Genomic DNA, 24,613 nt, shown 5'->3' with positions numbered 1-24,613 from the left:
CCGCAATGGTACGTGCATCGGAGGGCGTACGGCCGTGGGGTCGGCGGCCACCGACCCCGGAGATCCGCCGGCGGCCCCTAGGCCCCCGGGCTCTCCCTCCTCGCCGTGCCCAACGCCGCCCCCAGCCCCGTCCGGTCCGTCCCCACCTTCCGGTACACCGCCGACAGCAGCCGCACCACCGTCGTCTCCTCCGTGCGGAGCCGGTCGGCGATGGCCGCCGCGGTGAGGCCCCGCACGGCCAGTTCCGCGACCGCGCACTCCCGGGCGGTGAGTGTGTCCGTCTCCGCGCTGTGCAGGCGGCGGGGCCGCAGCCCGGCGGCCTCCAGTTCGTCGCGCGCCGCCTCGGCCAGACCGTCGGCGCCGCACTGCACGGCCGCGTCGAGCCCCCGGTAGAGGTGCTCGGCGGCCTCCTCCGGCCGGCTGCTGCGGCGCAGCTCCGCGCCGAGGGCGACGAGCGCGCAGGCCAGTTCGTACGCCGCCGGGGAGCACTCCAGATGGGCGACGGACTCTTCGAGGAGGTTGACGCGCGCCAGCCCCGAGGAGACGTCGGCCGCCGCGCGCAGCGCCTGGCCGACCGCCGACGGAGCTCCGTACAGGCGGGCCCGCCGTACCGCGTCGGCCGCCGTGGCCACGGCCCGCTCCGGGGCGTCGTGGCTCTCGGCCCGGGCCAGGTGCAGCTGCCAGGGGCACCAGGCGGGGTTGCGCATACCGCGCGGGTCGAGGCGGCGCCCGGCCGCCGCGAGTTCGGCGGCGGCGTCCTTCGCCAGGCCTCTGGCCAGCAGCAGCTCGCCGTGCACGGTCTGGGAGTCGGGGAAGACGACGGCGGCGGGGAACGGTTCCGCGAAGGCGTGGTCCTCGGCGAGCTGCGTGGCCTCGGTGAGCCGGCCGCGGGCGAGCAGGATCTCCACGAGGATGCCGACCGCGTACCAGTGGGCGGGGGTGCCTGGCCCGACCCGTTCGGCCAGCCTGAGTCCCGCGCGGACGAAGTCCTCGGCCTCGGCGAGCCGGCCGCGCCGGAAGCGGACGTACGCGAGCAGGGTGTAGCCGAAGGAGAGGTGGGCGCCGCGCCAGCCCTGCCGTTCGAAGTCGGCGATCCCGGCCGCGAACAGTTCCTCCGTACGACCCGGCCGGTCGGCGTACATGAAGGTGAGGGCGACGAGGACGGGCACCTCGAAGCCGCGGTCGGCCTCGGCCCAGCCCAGGCCGCCGGCCAGGGCCCGCTCCGCGTGGTGGACGGCGATGTGGGCGGGTTCGCCGCGCAGGGTGGCGTCCCAGGCGCGCAGGCCGATCACATAGCGCTCGGTGAGATCGCGGCCGGTCAGCCGGTCGGCGAGCCGGGCCAGCCGGCGGGAGCGGGCCGGCGATTCGGGTTCGTCGGCCCGGAAGGCGTCCCACATGAACTGCTCCGACTGCATCCGCAGCCGTACGCGTACGTCACCGGTCACCTTGATCTCGCGGGCGAGGGTGTCGGAGGCCTCGCCGAGCCAGTCGCTGTGGGCGAGGACCTGGGAGAGCCGGTAGACGATGCTGTGGCGCAGCGCGGGGTCGTCGATCGGCTCTTCGAGGGCGGCCCGCAGATGGTTGACGGTGGTCGCCGGTTCGGTGAGCAGGGAGGCGCAGCCGAGTTCGTGGAGGACGGCGGCGCGTTCAGCGAGGGGCGGGGGTTCGCGCAGGGCGCGCGCCAGGTAGCGGCGCGCGGCGTCGGGTGCTCCGGCGCGCAGGGTCTCGCGGGCGGCGGCACGCAGTTGCTGGACGACCCAGGTGTCCCCGTCGGGGTGGGTCTCCATGAGGTGCCGGGCGGCGGCGGACGGACCGAGCCCCGCGTCGATGACGCACCAGGCGGCCTGTCCGTGCAGGGCGACGCGGAAGCTGCCGGGGATGGCCCGGTAGACGGCGGTGGCGATGAGCGGGTGGACGAATTCGAACGTGCCCTTGCCCATCGCGTCGCCGGTCGTCAGATCGGCGGTCGTCACGTCGGCGGTCGTCAGGTCGGCGGTGAGGATACGGGCGTCGCGCAGGGCGTCCGCCGCGTCGGCCGCCTCCTCGGAGCCGAGGCCCGCCACGGCCGCGGCGAGCGCCGGGGAGATCTCGGTGCCGAGGAGGGCGCAGGCCCAGGCGAAGCGGACGGTGGAGGTGCCGAGGCGTTCCAGGCGGGCGACCAGTCCGCTGCCCTTGACCGCGGCGGCCAGGTCGCGCAGCAGGTGCGCGCCCGGTTCGGTCGGCGCCAGCCCGCGGTCGCGTACTTTCGCGGTGAGTTCGACGGTCTCGAACGGGTTGCCCGCGGTGACGGCCCAGCACTCGCGGCAGAACGCGTCGTCGGCGCGCGTGCCGAGGGTCTCGCGCACCAGGCGGGCGACGGCGTCGGCGCTCAGCGGTTCCAGGTCGAGGGGGCGCCCGCCCGCACGGCCGGGCAGACCCCGGAACGCCTCGGCGTGGTCCGGGAGTTCGTCGGGCCGGTAGGCGACGACGAGGAGCAGGGGCAGTTGCTCGGCGCGGGGCGCGAACGCGGCGAGCCACTCAAGCGATTCGGGGTCCGCCCAGTGCGCGTCGTCGAGGACGAGGACCATCGGTGCCCGGCGCACGGCGAGGTGGGTGAGGACCCAGTCGAGTCCGTCGCGCAGGCCCTGCTGGTCGGGCGGCGAGCCGTCGGTGGCGGCGCACAGGCCGAGCGCGGGTCCGACGATGGCGTACCAACTGCCCAGCGAGGTACGGAGTTCGGTCTCCGGGATGCCGGCCAGTTGGGGTTGGAGGAGTTGGCGTGCGACGTGGAAGGCGACGCGCTGTTCCTGGTCGCCGCCTCGCGCGGACAGGACCGTGCAGCCCCTGGCCTCGGCGCGCCTGCGCACTTCGGCGAGGAGGCTGGTCTTACCGATCCCGGCACGCCCGGCAAAGGCGAGCAACCCGCCCCGGGGCCGACCGGGCGGCTCGGCAGCGTCCCTGAGAGGGGTGGCGTCACGCTGCGGTGCTGGGCTGCCCTGCCGGTGCGGTGCGGCGCTTGACCGGCGCGAACCGGCGTCCTCCTGCTGCGGCCCGGCGCTTGACCGGCGCGTTCCAGGGCCCTCCTGGGGCGGTCCGGCGCTTGCTCGGCGCGGCCCAGTGGCCTCCTGCCGCGGCCCGGCGCTTGACCGGCGCGGCCCCGCGCCCTCCTGGTGCGGCCCGGTGCTCGTGCGTGACCCGGTCACCTCGCCCAGCGCCTCGTCCACAGCCGCGAGTTCCATCTCGCGTTCGAAGAGCGTTCCGCTGCTCCGCATGCCCTGCCGCCCCATGACGCACCCCCTGCCACGGTGGTGCGGCCGACGCGGGGAGACGGTGCGCACCGTGGCTTACAGGCACCTCAGCGTACGCCGGGGGCGAGTGCCGCGGGCCCGTCCGACGGTTACCGACCGGAGCGGTCGGCCAGCTGTTCCAGCAGCGCCACCGCCTCGGCGGCCCGCTCGTGCGGGACGAAGAGGTGGTCGTGGTGGAAGCCCGCGACGACGTTGCAGCTCAGGCCGTATTCGGCGAGTGCCTGGGCGACGGCGGCCGTGAGTCCGACGGCGTCCAGCGCCGAGTGGATGCGCAGGGTGATCCACCCGGCCACATAGTCGTAGGTCAGACGTGCGGCGTCGGCGTCCTCCTGTTCGACGACGAGGGTGAGTCCCTCGTCCTCGACGACGGTGACGACGGGTGAGAGGCCGGGGGGTGGCGTCCTGCCGGGGACGGTGGTGAAGACGTAGCGGCCGGGGTGCAGGGCGGGTTCCATACCGCTCAGCAGCCGGCCGAGATCACGTTCCGCGCCCGTTCCACCGCTCGTTCCGCTCATGTCAGGAGGTTATGCCGTTTTCGTGTGCCGCTCGCGCGACGACACCGCCCCTCGGGCCTCGGGCCTCGGGCCTCGGGCCAGTTCACCCCTCCGTCCCCTCGGGCGGAATCACCGCCACCGGGCTCGCCGCGTGCAGCAGTACCGCCTGCGTGACGGAGCCCATCATGCGGGCGGGTGCGAGCAGGCGTCGGCGGTGGCGGCCCACCACCACGAGGTCCGCCCCTCGGGACGCCGCGACGAGCTGGCCCGCCGCGTCGCCGGGCAGGACGTGCAGATCGACGCCGACCCCGGGGTGCCGCTCGGCGTGCGGTGCGACGAAACCCGTGGTCAGGGTCCTCGTCTCGGACTCGATGGCGTCCTCGTCGACCACCGGCGGCGGTACGAGGTCACCGGCCTGCACCGGCCAGGGGAACACGGCGGCCACCTGGAGGCGGGCCCCGCGCCGCGTGGCCTCGGCGAACGCGAAGGCGAGGGCCTCGCTGTTCGGGCTGTCCACATGCAGTCCGACGACCACACGCGGTCCCGGGGTGACGAGTTCGGAGTCGTGCACCTCGCGCCCCGGCCTGGGGACCACCACGACGGGGCACTCCGCGTCGCGCGCGGCGGCCGTGCCGTTCGAACCGAGGAGCAGGCTCGCGAAACCGCCACGGCCGCGGGAGCCGAACACCATCAGCTGCGCTTCGGAGCCCAGACCGGGCAGCAGAGCGGCCGGGGCGCCGTCCAGCGCGAGATACTCCGTGACCGGCGCGTCCTCGCCCAGGCCCTTGAGCCGGTCGCGGACCAGGTCGAGCACCTGGTCGGTGTCCGGCTCGGGCTGGACGGCGGTGAGCGTCTCCGGCCGCAGCAAGGGGCCGTGCTCCCGCACATGGACCACACGCAGAGGAGCCTCGCGTCGGCGGGCCGCGTCGAGCGTCCAGTCGAGGGCGCGCAGGCTGTCGTCCGTTCCGTCGACCGCGGCGATGACCGGCAACGTCGTGCCGACCGGCAGGGTGTTCATGGAATTCTCGCCTCCGGAACGTCTTCTTCCGCTTCCTGTGGCCAGCCTCGCTCAGGCACGGCCCCAGGAAGGGGTCGAAGATCGCGTGTCCGGAAAAAGGGACGAGAAACGCCCCCGCGCACGAGATCGAACCTCACAGCCGAGTGAGGCCGGACGTCAAGTGCGGCCGGAGTTCCGGTGAGGCCGGATCTCACATGAGGACCGGTGAGGCCGGATCTCGCAGAAGGACCGGTGAGGGCCGGATCTCAGGTGAGGTCGAACTCCCCCTCCCGCGCCCCCGACACGAACGCGCCCCACTCCGCGGGCGTGAAGATCAAGGACGGGCTTTCCGGGCGGCCACTGTTGCGCATCGCGATGAAACCCTCGACAAAGGCGATCTGGACATCCCCCTGTCCACGGCTGCTCGAATGCCAGTCGGCGCTGCTGAGGTCAAGCTCCGGCTTGTCCCAGCCCGCGAGCGGGTGCTGCTGGATGGTGCTCTCGGCCACGTCCGTGCTCCTCCCGGTTCGTCGTCCGCGGCCAGCCTAGCTTTCGGCACCTGCCGCGCACAGGCCACGTAAGAAGGACAGTTCAGGAGGTGGGCGGCTCGGCGCCGACCAGCCACATCGAGAAGAACTGGGAGCCGCCGCCGTAGGCGTGCCCGAGAGCCCGGCGTGCGCCGTCGACCTGGTGTTCTCCCGCCTGCCCGCGCACCTGAAGTGCGGCTTCGGCGAACCGGATCATCCCGGAGGCCCCGATGGGGTTGGTGGACAGCACCCCGCCCGACATGTTGACCGGCAGATCGCCGTCCAGTTCCGTGACCCCGGACTCGGTGAGCTTCCAGCCCTCGCCCTCGTCGGCGAAGCCGAGATTCTCCAGCCACATGGGCTCGTACCAGGAGAACGGGACGTACATCTCGACCGCGTCGATCTCCCGGCGGGGGTCCGCGATGCCCGCCTGCCGGTACACGTCGGCCGCGCAGTCCTTGCCGGCCTGCGGGGAGACGAAGTCCTTACCCGCGAAGAGCGTCGGTTCGCTGCGCATCGCGCCGCCGTGCATCCAGGCGGCCGGCCGCGGCGAACGGGCCGCCCCCGCCCGGTCGGTGAGGATCATCGCGCACGCGCCGTCGGAGGACGGGCAGGTCTCCGAGTAGCGGATCGGGTCCCAGAGCATCGGCGAGGCCTGGACCTTCTCCAGCGTGATGTCGTGCTCGTGAAGATGCGCGTACGGGTTCTTGAGCGCGTTGCGGCGGTCCTTGTACGCGACCAGGGAGCCCACCGTGTCGGGGGCGCCGGTGCGGCGCATGTAGGCGCGCACGTGCGGGGCGAAGAAGCCGCCCGCCCCGGCGAGCAGGGGTTGCTGGAAGGGGATCGGCAGGGACAGGCCCCACATGGCGTTCGACTCGGACTGCTTCTCGTAGGCGAGGGTCAGTACGGTGCCGTGGACGCGGCCCGCGATCAGGTTCGTGGCGACGAGCGCGGTGGAACCGCCGACGGAGCCCGCGGTGTGCACGCGCAGCATCGGTTTGCCGACCGCGCCGAGGGCGTCGGCGAGGTAGAGCTCGGGCATCATGACGCCCTCGAAGAAGTCGGGCGCCTTGCCGATGACGACGGCGTCGATGTCCGACCACGTCAACTCGGCGTCATGGAGCGCGCGTTGCGCGGCTTCGCGGACGAGCCCCGCGATGGACACGTCCCTCCGCGCCGCCACGTGCTTGGTCTGACCGATCCCGACGACGGCCACGGGCTCCTTGCCCGTCGCGGGGCTCTTCGCGAGACCCGTCGCGGGGCCCGTCGCTGGGTTCGTCGCGCGGCTCATCGCGGGTCTCCTTCCAGTACGGCGACCAGGTTCTGTTGGAGGCAGGGCCCCGAAGTGGCGTGTGCCAGCGCCCGGTCGGACTCACCGCGCCGGATCCGGTCGGCTGCCTCGCCGATACGGATGAGACCCGCGGCCATGATCGGGTTGGCGGCGAGCGCTCCCCCGGACGGATTGACCTCGACACCGCCGTCCGGACCCTCGTCCAGCCGCAGGGCTTTGCGCAGCACCACCTCCTGGGAGGTGAAGGGCGCATGCAACTCGGCGGTGTCGACGGGCCGTTCGAAGACCCCGGCGTGTTCCGCCGCCAGCCGCGTGGACGGCGAGTCGGTCAGATCCCGTACCCCCAGGCCGTGCGCCTCGATGCGGTGGTCGATGCCCCGTATCCAGGCGGGCCGTTCGCACAGTTCACGGGCCCGCTCCCCCGCGGCGAGGATGACGGCGGCCGCTCCGTCACCGATGGGCGGACAGTCCCCGGTGCGCAGGGGGTACACGGCGTACTCGCCCCGCGGCACCGAACCGCGCAGCTGCGCATGGGAGTTGCCGGCGGCGGCGGCCCGGCTGCGGGTGGCGACGGCGGCGAGCGCCGGTTCGTCCGTGTCGCCCGCGTCGATGAGCGCCTGCGCCTGGAGGGCGGCCAGGGCGACGGAGTCGGGCCACAGGGGCGCCACGTAGTACGGGTCGAGCTGCCGGGTCAGCACATCGCGTACGGAGCCGGGGGACGACTTGCCGTACGCGTACACCAGCGCGGTGTCCGCGTCGCCGGTGAGGAGCTTCGTCCAGGCCTCGTACAGGGCCCACGCGCCGTCCATCTCCACGTGCGACTCGGAGATCGGCGGCCAGGCCCCCACGCCGTCGAGGGCCATGGTGAAGGAGAAGGCCCGGCCCGCGAGATAGTCCGTGGAGCCGGAGCAGGTGAAGCCGATGTCGCTGGTCCTCATCCCGGTCTGCGCCAGCACCTGGTGCAGGACCGGCATGAGCATCTCCACCTCGGAGAGTTCGTCGCTGGTGCGCCGGTGGTCGGTCTGCGCGAAGGCGACGACGGCGATGTCCCTGAGCGGCCTGGGCGCGGGCATCTACACCAGCTCCTTGTACGTCTCGTAGTCCGCGTCGGGTTCGCCGGTGGGCCGGTAGTGGTCGGGGTGGCCGCCCTCGTCCGACCACACCGGTTCGACCCGCAGCCCCATGCGCACCTGGTCGTAGGGGATGCCGGCGATCCGGCCGTGCAGGGCGAGGTCGGCGCCGTCGAGGGCGATGTGCGCGTAGACGTAGGGCACTTCGATGTCGAGGTTCTTCGCCTTGATGTTGACGATGCAGTAGGTCGTCACTGTGCCGCGAGGACCCACCTCGACCCGTTCTGCTGTGGCCACACCACATGTGGGGCACGCACCCCTCGGCGGGACGTACACCTTGCGGCACGACGGACAGCGCTCCCCGACGACCCGCCGCTCGGCGAGCGCCTGGATGTAGGCGGTCTGCGCGCGACCCGGCGAGTACGTGTAGTCGAGCCGGGCGGGCGCGACGATGCCGGTCACCAGATCCTCGAACCGCCCGTCGTGACCGCCCGGTGCGAAGGTCTCGTCGGTGGCCGGCTCGTACGGCTCGAAGCAGGCGATGTCCGTGATGGCACCTGAGCGTTCCCCGGCCCAGCGGACCCGGACACGCAGACCGGTGTGCACGGAGTCGGGCCCACCGGGGACGTCGAGCGCGTGCAGAAGGGCGGTGTCGGCGCCGTCGAGCCGCACCAGCACCCAGGCGAACGGCCGGTCCAGCGGCTGCCCCCGGCGGGGTTCGTGGTTCCAGGCCCAGGTGGTGACGGTCCCGGTGGCCGCGACCTCGACGAGCTCGCTCAACTCCCGCGAGGTGACGGGGTCGTACTCGACGGGCGGCACCAGAGTGCGCCCGTCGGCGGTCCGCACTCCCAGGACGACGCGCTCGCGCAGCCCGGTGAGGAACGCGCTCTGGACGGGCCCGAGGGACCGGGTGAAGGGAAACTCGACGACGAGGGGAGCTTTGAGCACTTCTGGCACGGGGATCTCCTCACACACGGGGGACTTTCGACCCCGGTCGGGGGCAGCGCCCCTCCAGGGACGCGGGGAACCGCGTGGCCGGCCACAACGGGCCCGCGGCTGCGTACGGGCCTGCCGACGGCACGTCACTCCCGCCGGTACACCGCGGCCCGCCGCTCGGCGAAGGCCCGCGCCCCCTCCTTCGCATCGGCGGTGTCGAACACCGGCCACCCCCGCTTCAGCTCGGCGGCAAGCCCCTCGGACTCGCTCATCTCGGCGGTCTCGTACACGGACGCCTTCACCGCCTCGACGGCGAGCGGCCCGCACGCATTGACCTGCTCGGCGATGTTCAGCGCCTTCTCCAGCGCGGTCCCGTCGGGCACGACATGCCCGATCAGCCCGATGCCGGCGGCCTCCCGCGCCGAGTACGGCCGCCCGGTCAGCAGCATCTCCAGCGCGTGCGTACGCGGGATCTGCCGCTGGAGCCGCACCGTCGAGCCGCCGATCGGAAACAGTCCGCGCCGCACCTCGAAGAGTCCGAACGTGGCGGACTCCCCCGCGACCCGGATGTCGGTCCCCTGGAGGATCTCGGTGCCGCCGGCCACACAGTGGCCCTCGACCGCGGCGATCACGGGTTTACGCGGCCGGTGGTGCCGCAGCATCGCCTTCCAGTGCAGATCGGGGTCGGCCGTGAGGCGCTCCCGGTGCTGCTGCCCCGCCATCCCCTTGCCCGCGAGGGCCTTGAGGTCCATGCCCGCGCAGAACACGCCGCCCGCCCCGGTCAGGACGATCGAGCGGACGGCGTCGTCCTCGTCGGCCTCGATCCAGCCGTCGTACAGGCCGACCAGCATCGGCAGCGAGAGCGCGTTCTTGGCCTCGGGCCTGTTGAGCGTGAGCACCAGTGTGGCGCCTTCGCGCTGCACGGTGAGGTGTTCCGTCCCACCCATAGCCGTCCTCCCGTCTCAGGAACGAGAACAGGTTGCAGGAGGCGCCGAAGCAGTTCAAGGGTTTTCTGACAGGCAGTCAGATTTCTTCTGCGCGGACCCTTCACAGTTGTGGCGGGCTTTGCTCTGATGACCGGCGAAGCGATGACGCACGTCCATGCATCGATGCGCGTCCGATACGCCCCATGCGTCCCATGCTCGTCTCGGCGCACGTCGATGTCCGTCTCTGCTTGCCGGGGTCTGGAGGAGCGGTGGAGTACAACCTTGCCGACCTGTTCGAGTCGGTCGTCGACGTGGTCCCCGACCGTGAGGCGCTGGTCCACATCGACCATCCCGGTACGGGAGCCGAGCGCCGCCTCACCTACGCGGAGCTGGACGCGGCGGCCAACCGGGTCGCCCACCAGCTGATCGACAGCGGTATCCGCCCCGGTGAGCACCTCGGACTGCACCTCTACAACGGCGTCGAGTACCTGCAGACCGTCCTGGCGTGCCTGAAGGCACGGATCGTGCCGGTCAACGTCAACTACCGCTATGTCGAGGAGGAGTTGGTCTACCTCTACCAGGACGCCGACCTGGTCGCGCTGGTCTTCGACGCGGAGTTCACCGAACGGGTGTCGGCCGCCCTGCCGCGCACCCCGGCTCTGCGCCTCCTCGTGCGGGTGGGGGAACCGGCCCCGGACGCGCCTCCGCTGCCCGCACTGGACTTCACGGCCGCCGAGGCCGTCGGATCCCCCGGGCGGGGCTTTCCGGCCCGGTCGGGCGACGACCAGTTCATCATCTACACCGGTGGCACGACCGGGATGCCGAAGGGAGTGATGTGGCGTCAGGAGGACTTGTTCTACTCGGGGTTGGGCGGCGGCGCGCCGACCGGGGAGCCGGTGAAGAAGCCGGAGGAGCTCGCCGAGCGGGTGGCGGCCGGCGGCGACGGGATCACCTTCTTCCCCACGGCTCCGCTGATGCACGGCACCTCGACCCTCACCGCCTTCATCGGCTTCAACTTCGGCCAACGCATCGTCATCCACAGCAAGTTCGTGCCGGAGAAGGTACTGCGGACCATCGAGAAGGAGCGGGTGACCAGTGTGTCGCTGGTCGGCGACGCGATGCTGCGTCCCCTGATCGACGCACTGAACGGACCCATGAAGGGCACCGACTGCTCCTCCCTGTTCAGCGTCTCCTCGTCCGGCGCGATCATGTCCGAGACGGTGCGCGCACAGTTCCAGGCCCTCGTGCCGAACGTGACGCTGCTCAACAACTTCGGCTCCTCGGAGTCCGGTTTCAACGGCACGGCGACCGCCGACTCGGGCCCCGGGCGCGGCTTCCGCATCCAGGTCAACTCCCGTACACAGGTGGTGGACCCGGCGACGTACGAGCCGGTCGCCGTCGGTGAGCCCGGCCGCATCGCGCAGCGCGGACACGTGCCGCTCGGGTACTACAACGACCCGAGGAAGACCGCCGAGACCTTCTTCGAGAAGGACGGCGAGCGATGGGTGCTGCTCGGCGACATGGCGACCGTCGACGAGGAGGGCGTCGTCACCGTCCTGGGCCGCGGTTCGCAGTGCATCAACACCGGTGGGGAGAAGGTGTATCCGGAGGAGGTCGAGCAGGCGCTCAAGTCCCACCCCGACGTGTACGACGCACTGGTGGCCGGAGTGCCCGACGAGACCTGGGGCAACCATGTGGCGGCCGTGGTGCAGCTGCGCGAGGGCGGGGGGCGGCCTTCCCTGGACGAGATCCAGACCCACTGCCGTACACAGCTGGCGGGCTACAAGATCCCGCGCCAGCTGGTGATCACGGACTCCATCCAGCGGTCCCCGAGCGGCAAGGCGGACTACCGGTGGGCACGGTCGGTGGCGGCGGAGGCCGCCCGCTGAGCGGCCTGGTCACGTGTTGAAGGGCCGGTAGTGCACGAGGGCCCGGCCGTCGCTCCCGTCCCGCACCGTCAACTCCACCGCGACGGCGCCACCTTCGGCGTACGGCTCAAGGGTCAGGAGCCCGCAGCGGTCGGCGCTCTCCTGGACGCAGTCCGTACGCAACTCCAGATCGGGGTAGCTGTCGGCCAGCCAGGTGTCGAGGTCGGTTCGGCCGATCCGGAACCGGATGTCGTACAGCGTGTCGATGCCGTGCTGCGTCACGCAGACGGCGTCCTTCGCCCCGGCGGGCAGCCGCTCCTGGTCCGCGAACCGCAGCGCCTCCCGGCAGGGGACCTTCACCGCCGCCCGCACGGCCTCACCTTCGTCGCGTACGGCGGGCGCCGTCTCCCCCACCCCGCACCCCAGGCAGGTCAGCGCCAGCACGGCGACCAGTCCTCCCGCCCCGGCGGCCCTCTTCCTTGTACGTGGCACCCGCACCCCTCCCCGCTCCCGGACAGCGATCGTTCCCCGGCGGGGAAGAGGGGCGAAGGGGAGGTGCCGGTTCCCGCCGCACGCCTTGACGGCCGCCCGTAGGGCTGGATTACTTGATCCCCGAGGACACGACCGAATGATCGGTCGCCCGAAATGGTCCAGGGGCGAGGGAGAAGGCCTGTGGCGGATGTGACGGACCTGCTGGACGCCGGGGAGCGGCTCGACGCGGACGGCCTGCGCGCGCTCCAGCTGGAGCGGCTGCGCACGACCCTGCGGCACGCGTACGAGAACGTGCCGTTCTACCGCGACTCCTTCGACAAGGCGGGGCTGCGGCCCGAGGACTGCCGCTCGCTCGCCGATCTGGCCCGCTTCCCCTTCACCACGAAGGCGGACCTGCGCGACAACTACCCGTACGGGATGTTCGCCGTGCCCCGGGAACGTATTCGCCGCATCCATGCCTCCAGCGGCACCACGGGGCTCCCCACGGTCGTCGGATACACCGAGAACGACCTTTCCATGTGGTCCGACATGGTGGCCCGCTCGATCCGCGCGGCGGGCGGCCGGTCCGGTGACATCGCACATGTGGCCTACGGCTATGGCCTGTTCACCGGTGGACTGGGCGCACACTACGGAGCCGAACGGCTCGGCTGTACGGTCGTCCCCGCATCCGGCGGCATGACCGCACGCCAGGTCCAGCTGATCCAGGACCTGAAGCCCGGGATCATCATGGTGACGCCCTCCTACATGCTGACGATTCTCGACGAGTTCGAGCGGCAGGGCGTGGATCCGCGCCACACCTCCCTCCGGGTGGGCATCTTCGGTGCCGAGCCCTGGACCGAGGAGATGCGCCGGGAGATCGAGGAACGGTTCGCCATCGACGCGGTCGACATATACGGGCTGTCGGAGGTGATCGGCCCCGGCGTGGCCCAGGAGTGCGTGGAGACGAAGGACGGACTGCACATCTGGGAGGACCACTTCTACCCGGAGGTCGTCGATCCGCTCACGGGCGAGGTGCTGCCGGACGGCGAGGAGGGCGAGCTGGTGTTCACCTCCCTCACCAAGGAGGCCATGCCCGTGATCCGCTACCGGACCCGGGACCTGACGACGCTGCTCCCCGGCACGGCCCGCGTCTTCCGCCGGATGCGGAAGATCACCGGCCGCAGCGACGACCTGGTCATCGTGCGCGGGGTGAACCTCTTCCCCACCCAGGTCGAGGAGATCGTCCTGCGCACACCGGGCGTGGCCCCGCACTTCCAGCTGCGGCTGACCCGCGAGGGCCGCCTCGACTCGCTCACCGTCCGGGCCGAGGCGCGCGCGGGCGCCACCCCGGAGATCCGCGAGGCCGCCGCGCGCGCCATCGCGGCGGCCGTGAAGGACGGCATCGGCGTCTCGGCGCGGGTCGAGATCGTCGAACCGGAGTCCCTGGAACGGTCGGTGGGCAAGATCAGGCGCATCGTGGACCTGCGCCCCCGATAGGCCCTCTCGCCCCACCCGGTGTTCCTGGGCCGGATTACTGGTCCGGACTAGGGGTGGGGTGTCGAGCCGTACGCCGTCAGGAAGCGGTCGCGGAAGGAGTCCATCCGCCAGACCGGGGCCGTGTCGTCGGGCTTGAGGCCCTCGGTCCAGTTCCATCCGTCGATCTTGTCGAGTACGGACTTGTCGTGGGCGACGATCGAGATCGGCACGTCCCTGTCGGCATCGTCGCCGCTGACCCTGGCCAGGGGCTGGTGGTCGCCCAGGAAGACCAGCACGGTGTTCTTGTCGCCGTACTTGACCACGTAGTCGATGAGGCTGGTCACGGAGTACTCGATGGACCTGCCGTACTCCTCCTTGACCTTGGTCGAGTCGTAGAAGACGTCCGAGGCCTTCTTGCCGTCCTTCTGGATGTCCTCGTAGACCGAGCCGTCGCCGACCTCGTCCCAGGGTATCGTCTTCGGGATCGGCGCCCAGGGCTGGTGGCTGGAGGTCAGGATGATCTCCGACATCAGCGGCTTGTCACGCTTCTTGCCGTGCTCTAGGCGCTGGTAGGCGCTCAGGGCGTACTGGTCGGGCATGGTCGACCAGCTGAACTTGGGGCCTTTGTAGCCGAGTTCCCGTGAGTCGTAGACGTTGTCGAGGCCGTAGAACTTCCCTTCCGGCCAGTTCTTCTGGACGCCCGGCATGATGCCGACGGTCCGCCAGTCACCGGTGCGCTGGAAGGCGCCGGTGAGCGTCAGGTGCTCGCCCGCGGTGACGGTGCGGTAGCGGGCCTGGTTGCTGATCCACAGCCCGGACAGGAAGGTGGAGTGGCCGAGCCAGCTGCTGCCGCCGTACGTGGCCGAGGTGAGCCAGCCGCTCCTGGCCGCGTACCCGGCCTTTGTCAGCGCCGCCGTCTTGTCGTCGAGCGTGGCGTCGACGCCGGGCGCCGTGACCGGGTCCTCGATGGCGCTGCGGCCGTAACTCTCGATGAACGCGAAGATGACGTCCTTGCCGCGCAGATCGGGGACGAGCTGGTCCGGCGGTGTCTTCGCGAAGGCGTCCTTCTTGGCGATCTTGGCGAACTCCGCCTCGTCCTTGAGGGTCGCCTGCACCCGGTCCACCCGGTTCTGGACGGCCCCCGCGGTGCTGCGCGCCGCGAACTGCACCCCCGCGAACTGCACGCCGAGCGCCGAGCACGCCACCCAGACCGTGCCGGCGACCAGCGTGGCGCGGGTCGCACGGCCGCTGTGCCGGGCCAGCAGGTTGGCGAGCCGGACGACGGAGAGGGCCATCAGCGCGAACACGGCGATGACGAGCGCGATGACCGCGATGACGACTCCGACCGCGCCGGCCTTGCCCATCGAGTCCTCGAGGTACGTCCGGGCGTCGTCGAACAGGACCCAGTCGAGTACGACGTTGAAGCCGCGTCCGAGGAATTCGTTGAAGCCGAGGTCGAGGAGGTTCAGGACGGTCATCGCGCCCAGGCTCAGACCGGCGAGGACGGCCGTGATCAGTCTCAGCGTCTTCGGCAGGACCATGAGGACGGCAGCGCCGAAGATCGCCTCCACCGGCAGCCGGAGGAACACGGCCGGCCGGAAGCGGTCGGGCTCGTTCGGCATGAGGAGCGCGAAGAGCACGAGCACGGCGGCGAGAGAGGTGACCGTGCAGGTCACGCTCCGGGCGGCACCGGGGTGCTTGGCACGCCAGCCACGGACGGCCGGAGGCGCCTCGGCCGTCTCCTCGGCACCGAGGGAGGCGTCCGCATCGGTGGTGACGTCGGCGGACGCGTCCTGATCCGCGCCGGCGGCTGCGTCGGCCCCGACGGGCGCGTTCTCGTCGGCGGCGGTGTCGGCGTCCGGCGCCGCCTGGGTGGGCGTGCTGTCCGCCTCGGGCGCCGTCTCGGGCGCCGTCTCGGGCAGCTCGGGTTCCTTCGGGGGTGTCCGGTCCAGGTCCGGCGAGGGGTGAGAGTTCGTGGTGCTAGACAACCCGAAGGTCCTTCCGTGCGAAACCCGGTGGTGGCTGGGCGGACCAGGCTCGGGTGGTCGGACCGCCGTAACGTAACTGGTACGGCCCACCGGCGGATTCAGTTCAGCCGGGGGTGGGTTCGCCCGGCAAAGATTCAGTCACCCGTGGGTCAAGGTTCCCGGGGCCGGCCGCCGAGGAGCCCTCCCCGAACCGGTCCCGCAGTTCCCGCTTGAGGATCTTCCCGCTCGCGTTGCGCGGCAGCTCGTCCACGAACACCACTCGCTTCGGGGCCTTGAAGTGGGCGAGCTTCTCGCGCGCGTGGGCGACCAGTTCCTCCTCCGTGACCTCTCCACGGGGGACGACGACCGCGGTGACCGCCTCGATCCACCGCTCGTCGGGCAGCCCGATCACGGCGGCCTCGGCCACCTCGGGGTGGGTGTAGAGCGCGTCCTCGACCTGGCGTGAGGCGACCAGCACGCCTCCGGAGTTGATGACGTCCTTCACCCGGTCGACGACGGTGAAGTAGCCCTCGGCGTCCCGCACCACGAGGTCACCGGAGTGGAACCAGCCGTCCCGGAATGCCTCCGCCGTCTCCTCGGGCTTGTCCCAATAACCCTCGCAGAGCTGCGGTGACCGGTAGACGACCTCACCTGAGGTGCCGTCGGGCACGTCCTTGCCGTCCTCGTCGACCACCCGCGCGTCCACGAAGAGCACCGGACGCCCGCAGGAGTCCAGCCGCTTCTTCCGGTGCTCGTGCGGCCCGAGGACCATGGACAGCGGGCCTATCTCGCTCTGGCCGAAGCAGTTGTAGAAGGCCAGTTTCGGCAGCCGGGCCCGCAGCCGTTCCAGTACGGGGACCGGCATGATCGATGCCCCGTAGTAGGCCTTGCGCAGTCCGCTCAGGTCGCGGTCCGCGAAGTCGGGGCGGTTCGACAGGCCGATCCACACGGTGGGCGGCGCGAAGAGGCTGTCCGCACGGCCCGCTTCGACGAGGTCGAACAACTGGTCCCCGTCGGGTGCGTCGAGGATCGTGTTGGAGGCGCCGACCGCGAGGTAGGGCAGCAGGAACACATGCATCTGCGCCGAGTGGTAGAGCGGCAGCGAGTGCACGGGCAGATCGCCCGCGCTCAGGTCGAGGGCGGTGATCGCGCTCAGGTACTCGTGCACCAGCGCGCGGTGGGTCAACATCGCGCCCTTGGGCAGTGCCGTCGTGCCCGAGGTGTAGAGCAGCTGCACCAGGTCCTCGGTGCGGGGCTCGGGGCCGTCGTAGGGAGGCGTCGACTCCAGCCGGGCGAGCAGCGAGTCCTCGGCGTCGCGCAGCGGCAGCACCCGGACACCGTCGGGGAGCCGGCCCGCGAGGTCCGGGTCGGCCAGGACCAGGGTGCTGCCCGACTGGCCGACGATGTACGCGAGATCGTCGCCGGTGAGGTTCTGGTTCACCGGCACATGGACGAGTCCGGCGCGGGCACAGGCCAGGAAGCCGATGAGGTACGCGTCGGAGTTGTGGCCGTAGGCGCCGACGCGGTCTCCCGGGGCGAGTGCCGAGGAGCGCAGTACCTCGGCCGCGCGGGAGACGGCGTCGTCGAGTTCGGCGTAGGTCCAGGTGCGTTCGCGGTAGGTGACCGCGACGCGGGCCGGGGTGCGCCGGGCGCTGCGTCGCAGCACCCCGTCAACCGTGCTGCCGTGTCCAGGCGTCATGGGACTTGATCCTGGTTCCGTCCAGGTCGCAGGTCAAGCGCGGCGACACGGCCTCCGGAACGGGCGACGCGGACGGTCCCTCATGGCATGGGACCACACAGGACCGGAGCACATGTGTGGACGGAGCACGTGCGTGGACCGGAAAGCACCTGTGTGGGCCAGAACCACATGGCACCGCAGCACATGTGGCCCGAAACCTCACACCGGTCGCGTACGCCCCTCCCAGTACGGGTCCCGAAGCCGTCGTTTGTACAGCTTCCCGTTGGGGTCGCGTGGCATCGCCTCGATGAAGTCGACGCTCGCGGGCCGTTTGTACCCGGCCAGTTGTTCCCGGCAGTGGTCGAGGATCCGCGCGGCCAGCGCCTCGCCCGGTTCGAAGCCGGGAGCGGGTTCGACGACCGCCTTCACCGCTTCGCCCCAGTCGTCGTGCGGGATCCCGAAGGCGGCCGCGTCGGCGACGGCGGGGTGGGTGAGCAGCGCGGCCTCGATCTCGGCGGGATAGATGTTGACCCCGCCCGAGATGATCATGTCGATCTTGCGGTCGCGGAGGAAGAGATAGCCGTCCTCGTCGAGGTACCCCAGGTCACCGACGGTGAAGAAGTCCCCTATGCGGTTCTTCCGCGTCTTGGTCTCGTCCTTGTGGTACGAGAATCCTCCGGTGCTCATCTTCATGTAGACGGTGCCGAGTTCGCCGGGCGGCACCCTGTTCCCGTCGTCGTCGAAGACGGCGAGGTCACTGATGGGCCACGCCTTGCCGACCGTGCCGGGTTTCTTCAGCCAGTCCTCGGCGGTGGCGAACGCCCCGCCGCCCTCACTGGCCGCGTAGTACTCCTCGACGCTGTGGCCCCACCACTCGATCATGGCCCGTTTCACATGGTCCGGACACGGGGCGGCCCCATGGATGGCGTGCCGCATGGACGACACGTCGTACGCGTCCTTGGTGTGTTGCGGCAACGCGAGCAGGCGGTGGAACTGGGTCGGCACCATATGGGTGTGGGTGCACTGATAGGTGTCGATGAGCCGGAGCATCTCCTCGGGCGTCCACTTGTCCATCAGCACCAGCCGGTGCCCGATGTGCAGGGACGCGCCCGCGAACTGCAGGACCGCCGTGTGGTAGAGCGGCGAGCACACCAGATGCACATTGCCGTCGAACGGCTTGATGCCGAAGATGCCGAGGAAGCCGCCGAGGTACGTCTCCTCGGGGAGCTTGCCGGGCAGCGGGCGGCGTATGCCGCGCGGACGCCCCGTGGTGCCGGAGGTGTAGTTCATGACCCAGCCGAGCGTCCGGTCCCCGGGTACGGCCCCGGGCTGTCCGTCGAGGAGGTCACCGTACGGCCTGAAGCCGTCGACCGCGCCGACCGCGTACCGCCGGTCCGCGGGGAGCTTCGCCTCGTCGGCCGCGTGGCGCGCCGCGTCGCCGAACCGCTCGTGCGCGATGAGCGCCTTGGCCCCGGAGTCGGCGACGATCCAGGCGATCTCGGGCCCGACGAGGTGATGGTTGACGGGCACGAGGTAGAAGCCGGCCTGTGAGGCGGCCAGGTGGGCGGTGAGGAACTCGACGCCGTTGGGCAGGACGACGGCGAAGGAGTCGCCGCGTTCGAGTCCGGCGGCGCGCAGTCCGTGGACCAGGCGGTTGGCTTCGGCGTGCAGCCGGCCGGCGGTCCACTCCTCGCCGTCGGTCGCGACGAGCACGACACGTTCGGGGTCGGCGGTGGCCTGGGACCAGAAGCCGTTGGGGGGCTGGCTCACGCGTGGCTCCTTCCGGCGATGCGGTCGAGTCGGTCCACGGCCTCCTCGAAGCCGCGGGTGAGGTCGTCGACGACCTCCTGGACGCCGCGTTCGCTGTTCATGCGGCCGACGATCTGTCCCACGGGGGTGCCGAGCAGCGGTTCCACCTCGTGCTTCTGGATCCGTGAGACCGCCTCGGCGACCAGGAGTCCCTGCAGGGGCATGGGGAGCGTGCCGGGTCCGTTCGGGTCGTCCCAGGCGTCGGTCCACTCGGTACGCAGCTGCCGTGCGGGTTTTCCGGTCAGCGCGCGCGAGCGGACCGTGTCGCCGGACCCCGCGGCGAGGAGTTTTCGCGTCAAGGCACGCGAGTGCATATCGGCCTCTGTGGTGGTCAGCCATATGGAGCCGAGCCACACACCCTGGGCGCCGAGGGTGAGGGCGGCAGCCATCTGCTGTCCGCTGCCGATGCCGCCCGCGGCGAGCACGGGCAGGGGTGCGACGGCTTCGACGACCTCGGGGGTGAGCACCATGGAGGCGATCTCACCGGTGTGGCCGCCGCCCTCGTAGCCCTGGGCGACGACGATGTCGATGCCCGCATCGGCGTGCTTGCGCGCGTGCCGGGCACTGCCCGCGAGGGCGGCCACCAGCACGCCCTTCTCGTGGGCGCGCTCGATGACGTCGGCGGGCGGTGAGCCGAGCGCGTTGGCCAGCAGCTTGATCGGATAGTCGAAGGCGACGTCCAGCTGGGTGCGGGCGACCTGTTCCATCCAGCCGGTGATGCGCCAGCCGGAGGCCTCGCCCTCGTCGAGTTCGGGCACCGCGTACTTGGCCAGGGTGTCCCTGACGTACTGCCGGTGCCCCTCGGGGATCATCGCCTCGACATCGGCCTCGGTGACGCCCTCGACCTTCTTGGCGGGCATGACGACATCGAGCCCGTACGGCATGCCGTCGACGTGTGTCTCGATCCAGTCGAGGTCCCGTTTGAGTTCGTCGGGGTCGGCGTAGCGGACCGCACCGAGGACACCGAGTCCACCGGCCCGGCTGATGGCAGCGGCGACGGCGGGGAACGGCGTGAAGCCGAAGAGGGCGTGCTCGACTCCCAGTTTCTTGCTCAGCTCCGTCTGCATGGGCGCAGGATGCCGCAGTCCTCCGGACGAGGGAAGACCTTCTCTGATGACCCGTCAGTTTTTTGACCCGCGGGCGGACCGGGTCGGCACCGTTGACACCGTCCACCTCTGACACAAAAGTTTCACCGGACACAGTGCGGGCGGAAAGATACTTTCAGGCGGCGTGACGGGAGGCTCTTCAATGACGTCGATGTCATCGATGGAGGACAGAGCGGGCGGCGGGCCGACCCGCCGTCAAGTGGGTCGCGGACTCACGGCGCTGGGAGGCGCGCTGATCCTGGCGCCCCTGCCCGCCGCCTCGGCGGCGTCCGGCACGGCCGGGAGCGACGCAGCCGGCCACCGGCACCCGACCCTGCGCCGCGGCTCAGCCGAACGCGCCGGTCTGCTCCCCGCTCCCCTGCGTCAACTGGTCACCGATGCCGAGTCGTTCCTCGCCCCCTCCCCCAAGTACCCCTGGTACGCCGGTGCCGTGCTGCTCGCGGGCCGTGGCGGTACGGTCGCCCTGCACGAGCCGATCGGCAAGGCGGTGCGCTACGCGGCGTACGACGAGAAGACCGACACGGGCGTGGAGTTCCCCGCGGAGCGGCAGATCGCGATGGCCGAGGACACGGTCTTCGACCTGGCTTCGGTGTCGAAGCTGTTCACGTCGATCCTCGCCGTGCAGCAGATCGAGCGCGGCACGCTGGAGCTGGAGGGCAGGGTCGCCTCGTACCTCCCCGACTTCGGCGGGGCGGGCAAGCAGGACATCACGATCCGCCAACTGCTCACCCACACCTCGGGGTTCCGCGCCTGGATCCCGCTCTACAGCGCGCCGACGTACGAGGAGAAGCTCCAGCTCATCTGGAAGGAAGCGCCGCTCAACCCGCCGGGCACCACGTACCTCTACTCGGACCTCAATCTGATCTCCCTGCAGTTGGTCCTGGAGAAGATCACCGGTCGTGCGCTGGACGTCCTGCTCCGCACCGAGATCACCGCTCCGCTCGGGATGCGTCGCACCCGCTACAACCCGCCGCCCTCCTGGAAGCCGGGGATCGCCGCCACGGAGGACGCCCGCAAGCCGTGGTCCGGGCTCGACCGGGGCCTCGTGTGGGGTGAGGTGCACGACGAGAACGCGTACAGCCTGGGCGGTGTCGCGGGGCACGCCGGTGTCTTCTCCAGCGCCTGGGACCTCGCGGTTCTCGGCCGGACCCTGCTCAACGGCGGGGTGTACGGCAAGGCGCGCATCCTGGCGCCCGAGTCCGTGGAGCTGATGTTCACCGACTTCAACACGGCCTTCCCCGGCGACGAGCACGGTCTCGGTTTCGAGCTCTACCAGCACTGGTACATGGGCGCGATGGCCACTCCGCGCACCGCGGGTCACACCGGCTTCACGGGTACCTCGCTCGTCCTCGACCCGACGACCGACTCCTTCCTCGTCCTCCTCGGCAACTCCGTTCATCCGGTGCGCAGTTGGCGTTCCGGGTCCGCTCCCCGTGTCGCCGCCGCCAATCACCTGGCCCGCGCCGTTCCGGTCCGGCCCGCGCGGGGGCGTACGGCCTGGTTCTCCGGCATGGCGACGGCGGCCTCCGCGACGCTGACGCTGCCCGCGCTGGACGTGGGCGCCGGCGGGCGGCTGCGGTGCGCCCTGTGGTGGGACACCGAACCGCAGGCGGACGCGCTCTTCCTGGAGTCCTCTACGGACGGCGGCGAGTCGTGGCGGGCGGTGCCTTTCACGACCGTTCGCCACGGGGACGACCCGGCCGAACATCCCGCCGGGTCGGTGACGGGTTGGTCCGGCCGGACCTGGCACGCGGTCGACGCGGATCTGCCGTCGGCCGCACGGCTCGTCCTGCGCTGGCGGTATGCGACGGACCGGCTGTATGTGGGGCGGGGCGCGTATGTGGACGCGCTGCGGGTCCTCGACGGCGACCGGGTCCTGTTCGACGAGGCCCGGCCTGCGGACTCGGCGCGGATCACGGCCGTGGGGTGGGTGGCGTCCTCGGACTGAGCGCGCCCGAGGGATGCCACCCCGGGTCACCCGCGACAGGCCGCGGTCGCCGTTCCAGCACCGGCGGTCACCGGCGGCCGGGGCGTGTGCGGGGCTGTGGGGGCGGTGCTCGCGCCGTTCCCCGCGCCCCCGAAAAAGCCCCTACGGGGCTTCCAGGAGGGCCATCGCCGCGTTGTGGCCGGGTACTCCGCTCACGCCTCCGCCCCGTACCGCGCCCGCGCCGCAGAGGAGGATGTTGGCGTGGGTGGTCTCCACGCCCCAGCGGCCGGTGTCCTCCTGGGTGTGGGGGAAGGCGAGGTCGCGGTGGAAGATGTTGCCGCCGGGGAGCCTGAGGTCACGTTCCAGGTCGAGGGGGGACTTGGCCTCGATGCACAGGCGGCCGTCCCCGTCGGTCGCCAGGCAGTCGACGATCGGTTCGACGAGGTGTGCGTCCAGTTGCGCCAGGGTCGACTTCAGCAGTTCCCGGCGTACGCCGTCGTTGTCGTGGGCGAAGAGCCGGGCGGGTGTGTGGAGTCCGAAGAGGGTGAGCGTGTGGTAGCCCTGCTGGACCAGGTCGGGGCCCAGGATCGTGGGATCGGTCAGCGAGTGGCAGTAGATCTCGGAGGGCGGTGCCTCGGGCAGTACACCGGTCGAGGCCTGGGCGTGCGCGGTCGCCAACTGCTCGTAGCCCTCGGCGATGTGGAAGGTTCCGGCGAAGGCCTCGCGCGGGTCGACGGAGGTGTCGCGCAGTCGGGGCAGCCGCTTCAGCAGCATGTTGACCTTGAGCTGGGCGCCTTCGGCGGGGGCGGGCGGCTCGTCGCCGGTCAGCCGCGCGAGTTCCTGCGGGGAGGCGTTGACGAGCACGTGCCGGGCGGCGACGGTTCCCTCGCCGTCCGCGGTCCGGTAGGTGACCTCGGCGGCGTGTCCGTCGGTCTCCACCCGGAGCGCCTCGTGGCCGGTCGCGAGGACCGCGCCGGCGTTGCGCGCGGCGGTGGCCAGGGCGTGGGTGAGCGCGCCCATGCCGCCGACCGGGACGTCCCAGGCTCCGGTGCCGCCGCCGATCACGTGGTAGAGGAAGCAGCGGTTCTGCCGCAGGGTCGGGTCGTGGGCGTCGGCGAAGGTGCCGATGAGGGCGTCGGTGAGGACGACTCCGCGGACGAGGTCGTCGGCGAAGGTGTCCTCGACGGCGATCCCGAGGGGCTCCTCGAAGAGGATGCGCCAGGCGTCCTCGTCGTCGATGCGGCGGCGCAGCTCGTCGCGGGTGGGGAGGGGTTCGGTGAGGGTGGGGAAGACCTTCTTGGCGAGGCGGCCGGTCATGCCGTAGAAGCGTTGCCAGGCCTGGTACTCGCTGCCTGAGCCGGTGAGCTTGGCGAAGGCCTCCCGGGTGCGCCGCTCGCCGCCCCCGACGAGCAGTCCGGCGGGCCGGCCGCCCCGCTCGGTGGGGGTGTACGAGGACACGTTGCGGCCGCGGACCCGGAAGTCGAGGCCCAGATCCCGGACGATCTTCCGGGGCAGCAGACTGACCAGATAGGAGTAGCGCGACAGCCGGGCGTCGACACCGGCGAACGGCCGTGTCGACACGGCGGCGCCGCCGGTGTTCCCCAGCCGCTCCAGCACGAGCACGGACTTTCCCGCGCGGGCCAGGTAGGCGGCGGCCACCAGCCCGTTGTGTCCTCCGCCGACGATGACGACGTCGTGTTCCCGGTATCCCTCGTGAGCACCCATCCCCCTAGGTAACACGCAAAGATCCACACCGACCACCCCCACACGCACCCGGCGGACACCCATGTGGGGCGAGGTCCCCCGGCCCGGGCGCCCCGCGCGCTCAGATGCCGTAGACGACTCGTGTGAGTGAGTCGGACAGTGTCCAGAGCCGGTGCTGGACGGCGGTGTCGTAGGACTGCCCCCCGGAGGTCACGACCACGGGTGCGCCCATGGCTTGCTGGAAGCCGTCGGGTCCGTAGAACTGGCCACCCCCGCACGGCGGGGTCGGTCGCGGCGCGCAGCATGGGCAGGGCGCCCTGTGCGGGCGGCTGGGCGAGCAGGGGGCCGAACGCCTGGGTGGCGGTGCGCAGCGGACGGGGAAGGTGGCGCATGATCGCTGTCCGGGCGCTGCCGGGATGGGCGGCGACGGCGAGGGTGTCCGCGTTCTTGTCGGTGAGCCGTCGCTGGAGTTCGTAGGTGAACATGAGGTTGGCCAGTTTGGACTGCCCGTAGGCGGCGGACCGGTTGTAGCGGCGGTGCCTCCACTGCAGGTCGTTGAGGTGGATGCGGGTGTACCGGTGGGCGAGGCTGGTGACGGTGACCACGCGTGAGCCGGGGGTGGCGAGGAGGGGTTCGAGGAGGAGTCCCGTCAGGGCGAAGTGCCCCAGGTGGTTGATGCCGAACTGGGTCTCGAAGCCGTCGCGGGTCACGCCGTTGGGTGTGCACATCACTCCGCCGTTGTTGATGAGGAGATCGATGCGCGGGTGCCGTGCGTGGATCTCCTCGGCCGCGGTGCGGACGGAGCCGAGGGATGCGAGGTCGCACTCCTGGACGGTCAGGTCGGTGTCGACGGCGGATCGGGTGATTCTGGCGGCGGCGGCCCGGCCCCGGCCGAGGTCGCGTACGGCCAGCACGACCGTGGCGCCGCGGCGGGCCAGGGCCTTGGCGGTCTCGAAGCCGAGACCGCTGCTGGCACCGGTGACGACGGCGACACGGCCGCGCTGGTCGGGGATGTGCTCGATGGTCCACGTGGGGTGCATGGGTGTGACTCCGTTGGTGGGGCGGGGCCCGGCATCGCG

General features: G+C 71.3%; 16 protein-coding genes and 2 pseudogenes. 3 read left to right on the top strand and 15 right to left on the bottom strand.

From position 1 onward, the window contains the following. Positions 1 to 110: 110 nt before the first annotated feature. From IE278_RS27765 to IE278_RS27730, 8 genes and pseudogenes are all read right to left on the bottom strand, one after another. A pseudogene (locus tag IE278_RS27765) lies at positions 111 to 2,900 on the bottom strand (ATP-binding protein); the annotation flags it as partial. A 476-nt stretch (positions 2,901 to 3,376) separates the two neighbouring features. Next, positions 3,377 to 3,802: an ACT domain-containing protein gene (locus IE278_RS27760; protein ID WP_189776008.1), complete on the bottom strand. Its 426-nt coding sequence runs from the start codon at positions 3,800 to 3,802 to the stop codon at positions 3,377 to 3,379. Positions 3,803 to 3,884: 82 nt separating this feature from the next. Next, the gene (locus IE278_RS27755; protein ID WP_189776007.1) at positions 3,885 to 4,799 is read right to left on the bottom strand and encodes a universal stress protein; all 915 of its coding nucleotides are present in this window, start codon (positions 4,797 to 4,799) and stop codon (positions 3,885 to 3,887) included. 245 nt (positions 4,800 to 5,044) lie between these two features. Continuing rightward, a complete protein-coding gene (locus IE278_RS27750; protein ID WP_055617755.1) occupies positions 5,045 to 5,287 on the bottom strand; it encodes a DUF397 domain-containing protein in 243 nt (80 codons plus the stop codon). A gap of 82 nt (positions 5,288 to 5,369) precedes the next feature. Beyond that, on the bottom strand, positions 5,370 to 6,596 hold the full coding sequence (locus IE278_RS27745; RefSeq protein ID WP_246570745.1) for a thiolase family protein: 1,227 nt from the start codon (positions 6,594 to 6,596) through the stop codon (positions 5,370 to 5,372). Further along, positions 6,593 to 7,669 (bottom strand): thiolase family protein, encoded by a 1,077-nt coding sequence (locus tag IE278_RS27740; RefSeq protein WP_189776006.1) that lies wholly within the window; start codon positions 7,667 to 7,669, stop codon positions 6,593 to 6,595. Before IE278_RS27740 ends, IE278_RS27745 begins: the two co-directional genes overlap by 4 nt. Continuing rightward, positions 7,670 to 8,623 (bottom strand): Zn-ribbon domain-containing OB-fold protein, encoded by a 954-nt coding sequence (locus tag IE278_RS27735; RefSeq protein WP_189776005.1) that lies wholly within the window; start codon positions 8,621 to 8,623, stop codon positions 7,670 to 7,672. A 125-nt stretch (positions 8,624 to 8,748) separates the two neighbouring features. Next, positions 8,749 to 9,549 carry a crotonase/enoyl-CoA hydratase family protein gene (locus tag IE278_RS27730; RefSeq protein ID WP_189776004.1) on the bottom strand — a complete coding sequence of 267 codons (801 nt, stop codon included), beginning with the start codon at positions 9,547 to 9,549 and terminating at the stop codon, positions 8,749 to 8,751. Positions 9,550 to 9,797: 248 nt separating this feature from the next. Here IE278_RS27730 and IE278_RS27725 point away from each other — a divergent pair, with 248 nt between their 5' ends. Then, the gene (locus IE278_RS27725) at positions 9,798 to 11,417 is read left to right on the top strand and encodes an acyl-CoA synthetase (RefSeq protein WP_189776003.1); all 1,620 of its coding nucleotides are present in this window, start codon (positions 9,798 to 9,800) and stop codon (positions 11,415 to 11,417) included. 9 nt (positions 11,418 to 11,426) lie between these two features. On the opposite strand, the gene IE278_RS27720 is transcribed toward IE278_RS27725, so the two are convergent. Then, positions 11,427 to 11,888: a hypothetical protein gene (locus IE278_RS27720; protein ID WP_189776002.1), complete on the bottom strand. Its 462-nt coding sequence runs from the start codon at positions 11,886 to 11,888 to the stop codon at positions 11,427 to 11,429. A gap of 180 nt (positions 11,889 to 12,068) precedes the next feature. On the opposite strand from IE278_RS27720, the gene paaK reads away from it, so the two are divergent. Beyond that, complete coding sequence (gene paaK / locus IE278_RS27715) at positions 12,069 to 13,364, top strand: phenylacetate--CoA ligase PaaK (protein ID WP_189776001.1); 1,296 nt, start codon at positions 12,069 to 12,071, stop codon at positions 13,362 to 13,364. Between the two features lie 47 nt (positions 13,365 to 13,411). Here the strand turns inward: paaK and IE278_RS27710 are convergent, their stop codons facing one another. From IE278_RS27710 to IE278_RS27695, 4 genes are all read right to left on the bottom strand, one after another. After that, positions 13,412 to 15,331, bottom strand: a complete 1,920-nt coding sequence (locus IE278_RS27710; protein WP_189776000.1) for an alkaline phosphatase family protein — start codon at positions 15,329 to 15,331, stop codon at positions 13,412 to 13,414. A gap of 103 nt (positions 15,332 to 15,434) precedes the next feature. Continuing rightward, positions 15,435 to 17,009: an acyl-CoA synthetase gene (locus IE278_RS27705; RefSeq protein ID WP_189775999.1), complete on the bottom strand. Its 1,575-nt coding sequence runs from the start codon at positions 17,007 to 17,009 to the stop codon at positions 15,435 to 15,437. A gap of 198 nt (positions 17,010 to 17,207) precedes the next feature. Next, positions 17,208 to 18,758: an acyl-CoA synthetase gene (locus tag IE278_RS27700; RefSeq protein ID WP_189775998.1), complete on the bottom strand. Its 1,551-nt coding sequence runs from the start codon at positions 18,756 to 18,758 to the stop codon at positions 17,208 to 17,210. After that, positions 18,755 to 19,864 carry an NAD(P)H-dependent flavin oxidoreductase gene (locus IE278_RS27695; protein ID WP_189775997.1) on the bottom strand — a complete coding sequence of 370 codons (1,110 nt, stop codon included), beginning with the start codon at positions 19,862 to 19,864 and terminating at the stop codon, positions 18,755 to 18,757. The genes IE278_RS27700 and IE278_RS27695 overlap by 4 nt, the downstream gene beginning before the upstream one ends. Before the next feature lie 181 nt (positions 19,865 to 20,045). Between IE278_RS27695 and IE278_RS27690 the strand changes: the two genes are divergently transcribed. After that, on the top strand, positions 20,046 to 21,851 hold the full coding sequence (locus IE278_RS27690; protein ID WP_373312093.1) for a serine hydrolase domain-containing protein: 1,806 nt from the start codon (positions 20,046 to 20,048) through the stop codon (positions 21,849 to 21,851). A gap of 141 nt (positions 21,852 to 21,992) precedes the next feature. On the opposite strand, the gene IE278_RS27685 is transcribed toward IE278_RS27690, so the two are convergent. Continuing rightward, positions 21,993 to 23,555 (bottom strand): phytoene desaturase family protein, encoded by a 1,563-nt coding sequence (locus IE278_RS27685; protein ID WP_189775996.1) that lies wholly within the window; start codon positions 23,553 to 23,555, stop codon positions 21,993 to 21,995. A 100-nt stretch (positions 23,556 to 23,655) separates the two neighbouring features. Then, positions 23,656 to 24,574: pseudogene (locus tag IE278_RS27680) on the bottom strand (oxidoreductase). Positions 24,575 to 24,613: the final 39 nt, after the last annotated feature.

The sequence above is a fragment of the Streptomyces tauricus genome, from assembly GCF_014650955.1.
In the GTDB taxonomy this organism is placed as follows: domain Bacteria; phylum Actinomycetota; class Actinomycetes; order Streptomycetales; family Streptomycetaceae; genus Streptomyces; species Streptomyces tauricus.
The sequence above is the reverse complement of the archived record's forward strand: the minus strand, read 5'-3'. Positions and strand labels throughout refer to the sequence as shown.

Coding starts and splice junctions, on each gene's coding strand:
- IE278_RS27705 (WP_189775999.1), bottom strand. CDS start 17,009: ATGACGCCTGGACACGGCAGCACGGTTGACGGGGTGCTGCGACGCAGC.
- IE278_RS27695 (WP_189775997.1), bottom strand. CDS start 19,864: ATGCAGACGGAGCTGAGCAAGAAACTGGGAGTCGAGCACGCCCTCTTC.
- IE278_RS27730 (WP_189776004.1), bottom strand. CDS start 9,549: ATGGGTGGGACGGAACACCTCACCGTGCAGCGCGAAGGCGCCACACTG.
- IE278_RS27755 (WP_189776007.1), bottom strand. CDS start 4,799: ATGAACACCCTGCCGGTCGGCACGACGTTGCCGGTCATCGCCGCGGTC.
- IE278_RS27745 (WP_246570745.1), bottom strand. CDS start 6,596: ATGAGCCGCGCGACGAACCCAGCGACGGGCCCCGCGACGGGTCTCGCG.
- IE278_RS27690 (WP_373312093.1), top strand. CDS start 20,046: ATGACGTCGATGTCATCGATGGAGGACAGAGCGGGCGGCGGGCCGACC.
- IE278_RS27685 (WP_189775996.1), bottom strand. CDS start 23,555: ATGGGTGCTCACGAGGGATACCGGGAACACGACGTCGTCATCGTCGGC.
- IE278_RS27740 (WP_189776006.1), bottom strand. CDS start 7,669: ATGCCCGCGCCCAGGCCGCTCAGGGACATCGCCGTCGTCGCCTTCGCG.
- IE278_RS27760 (WP_189776008.1), bottom strand. CDS start 3,802: ATGAGCGGAACGAGCGGTGGAACGGGCGCGGAACGTGATCTCGGCCGG.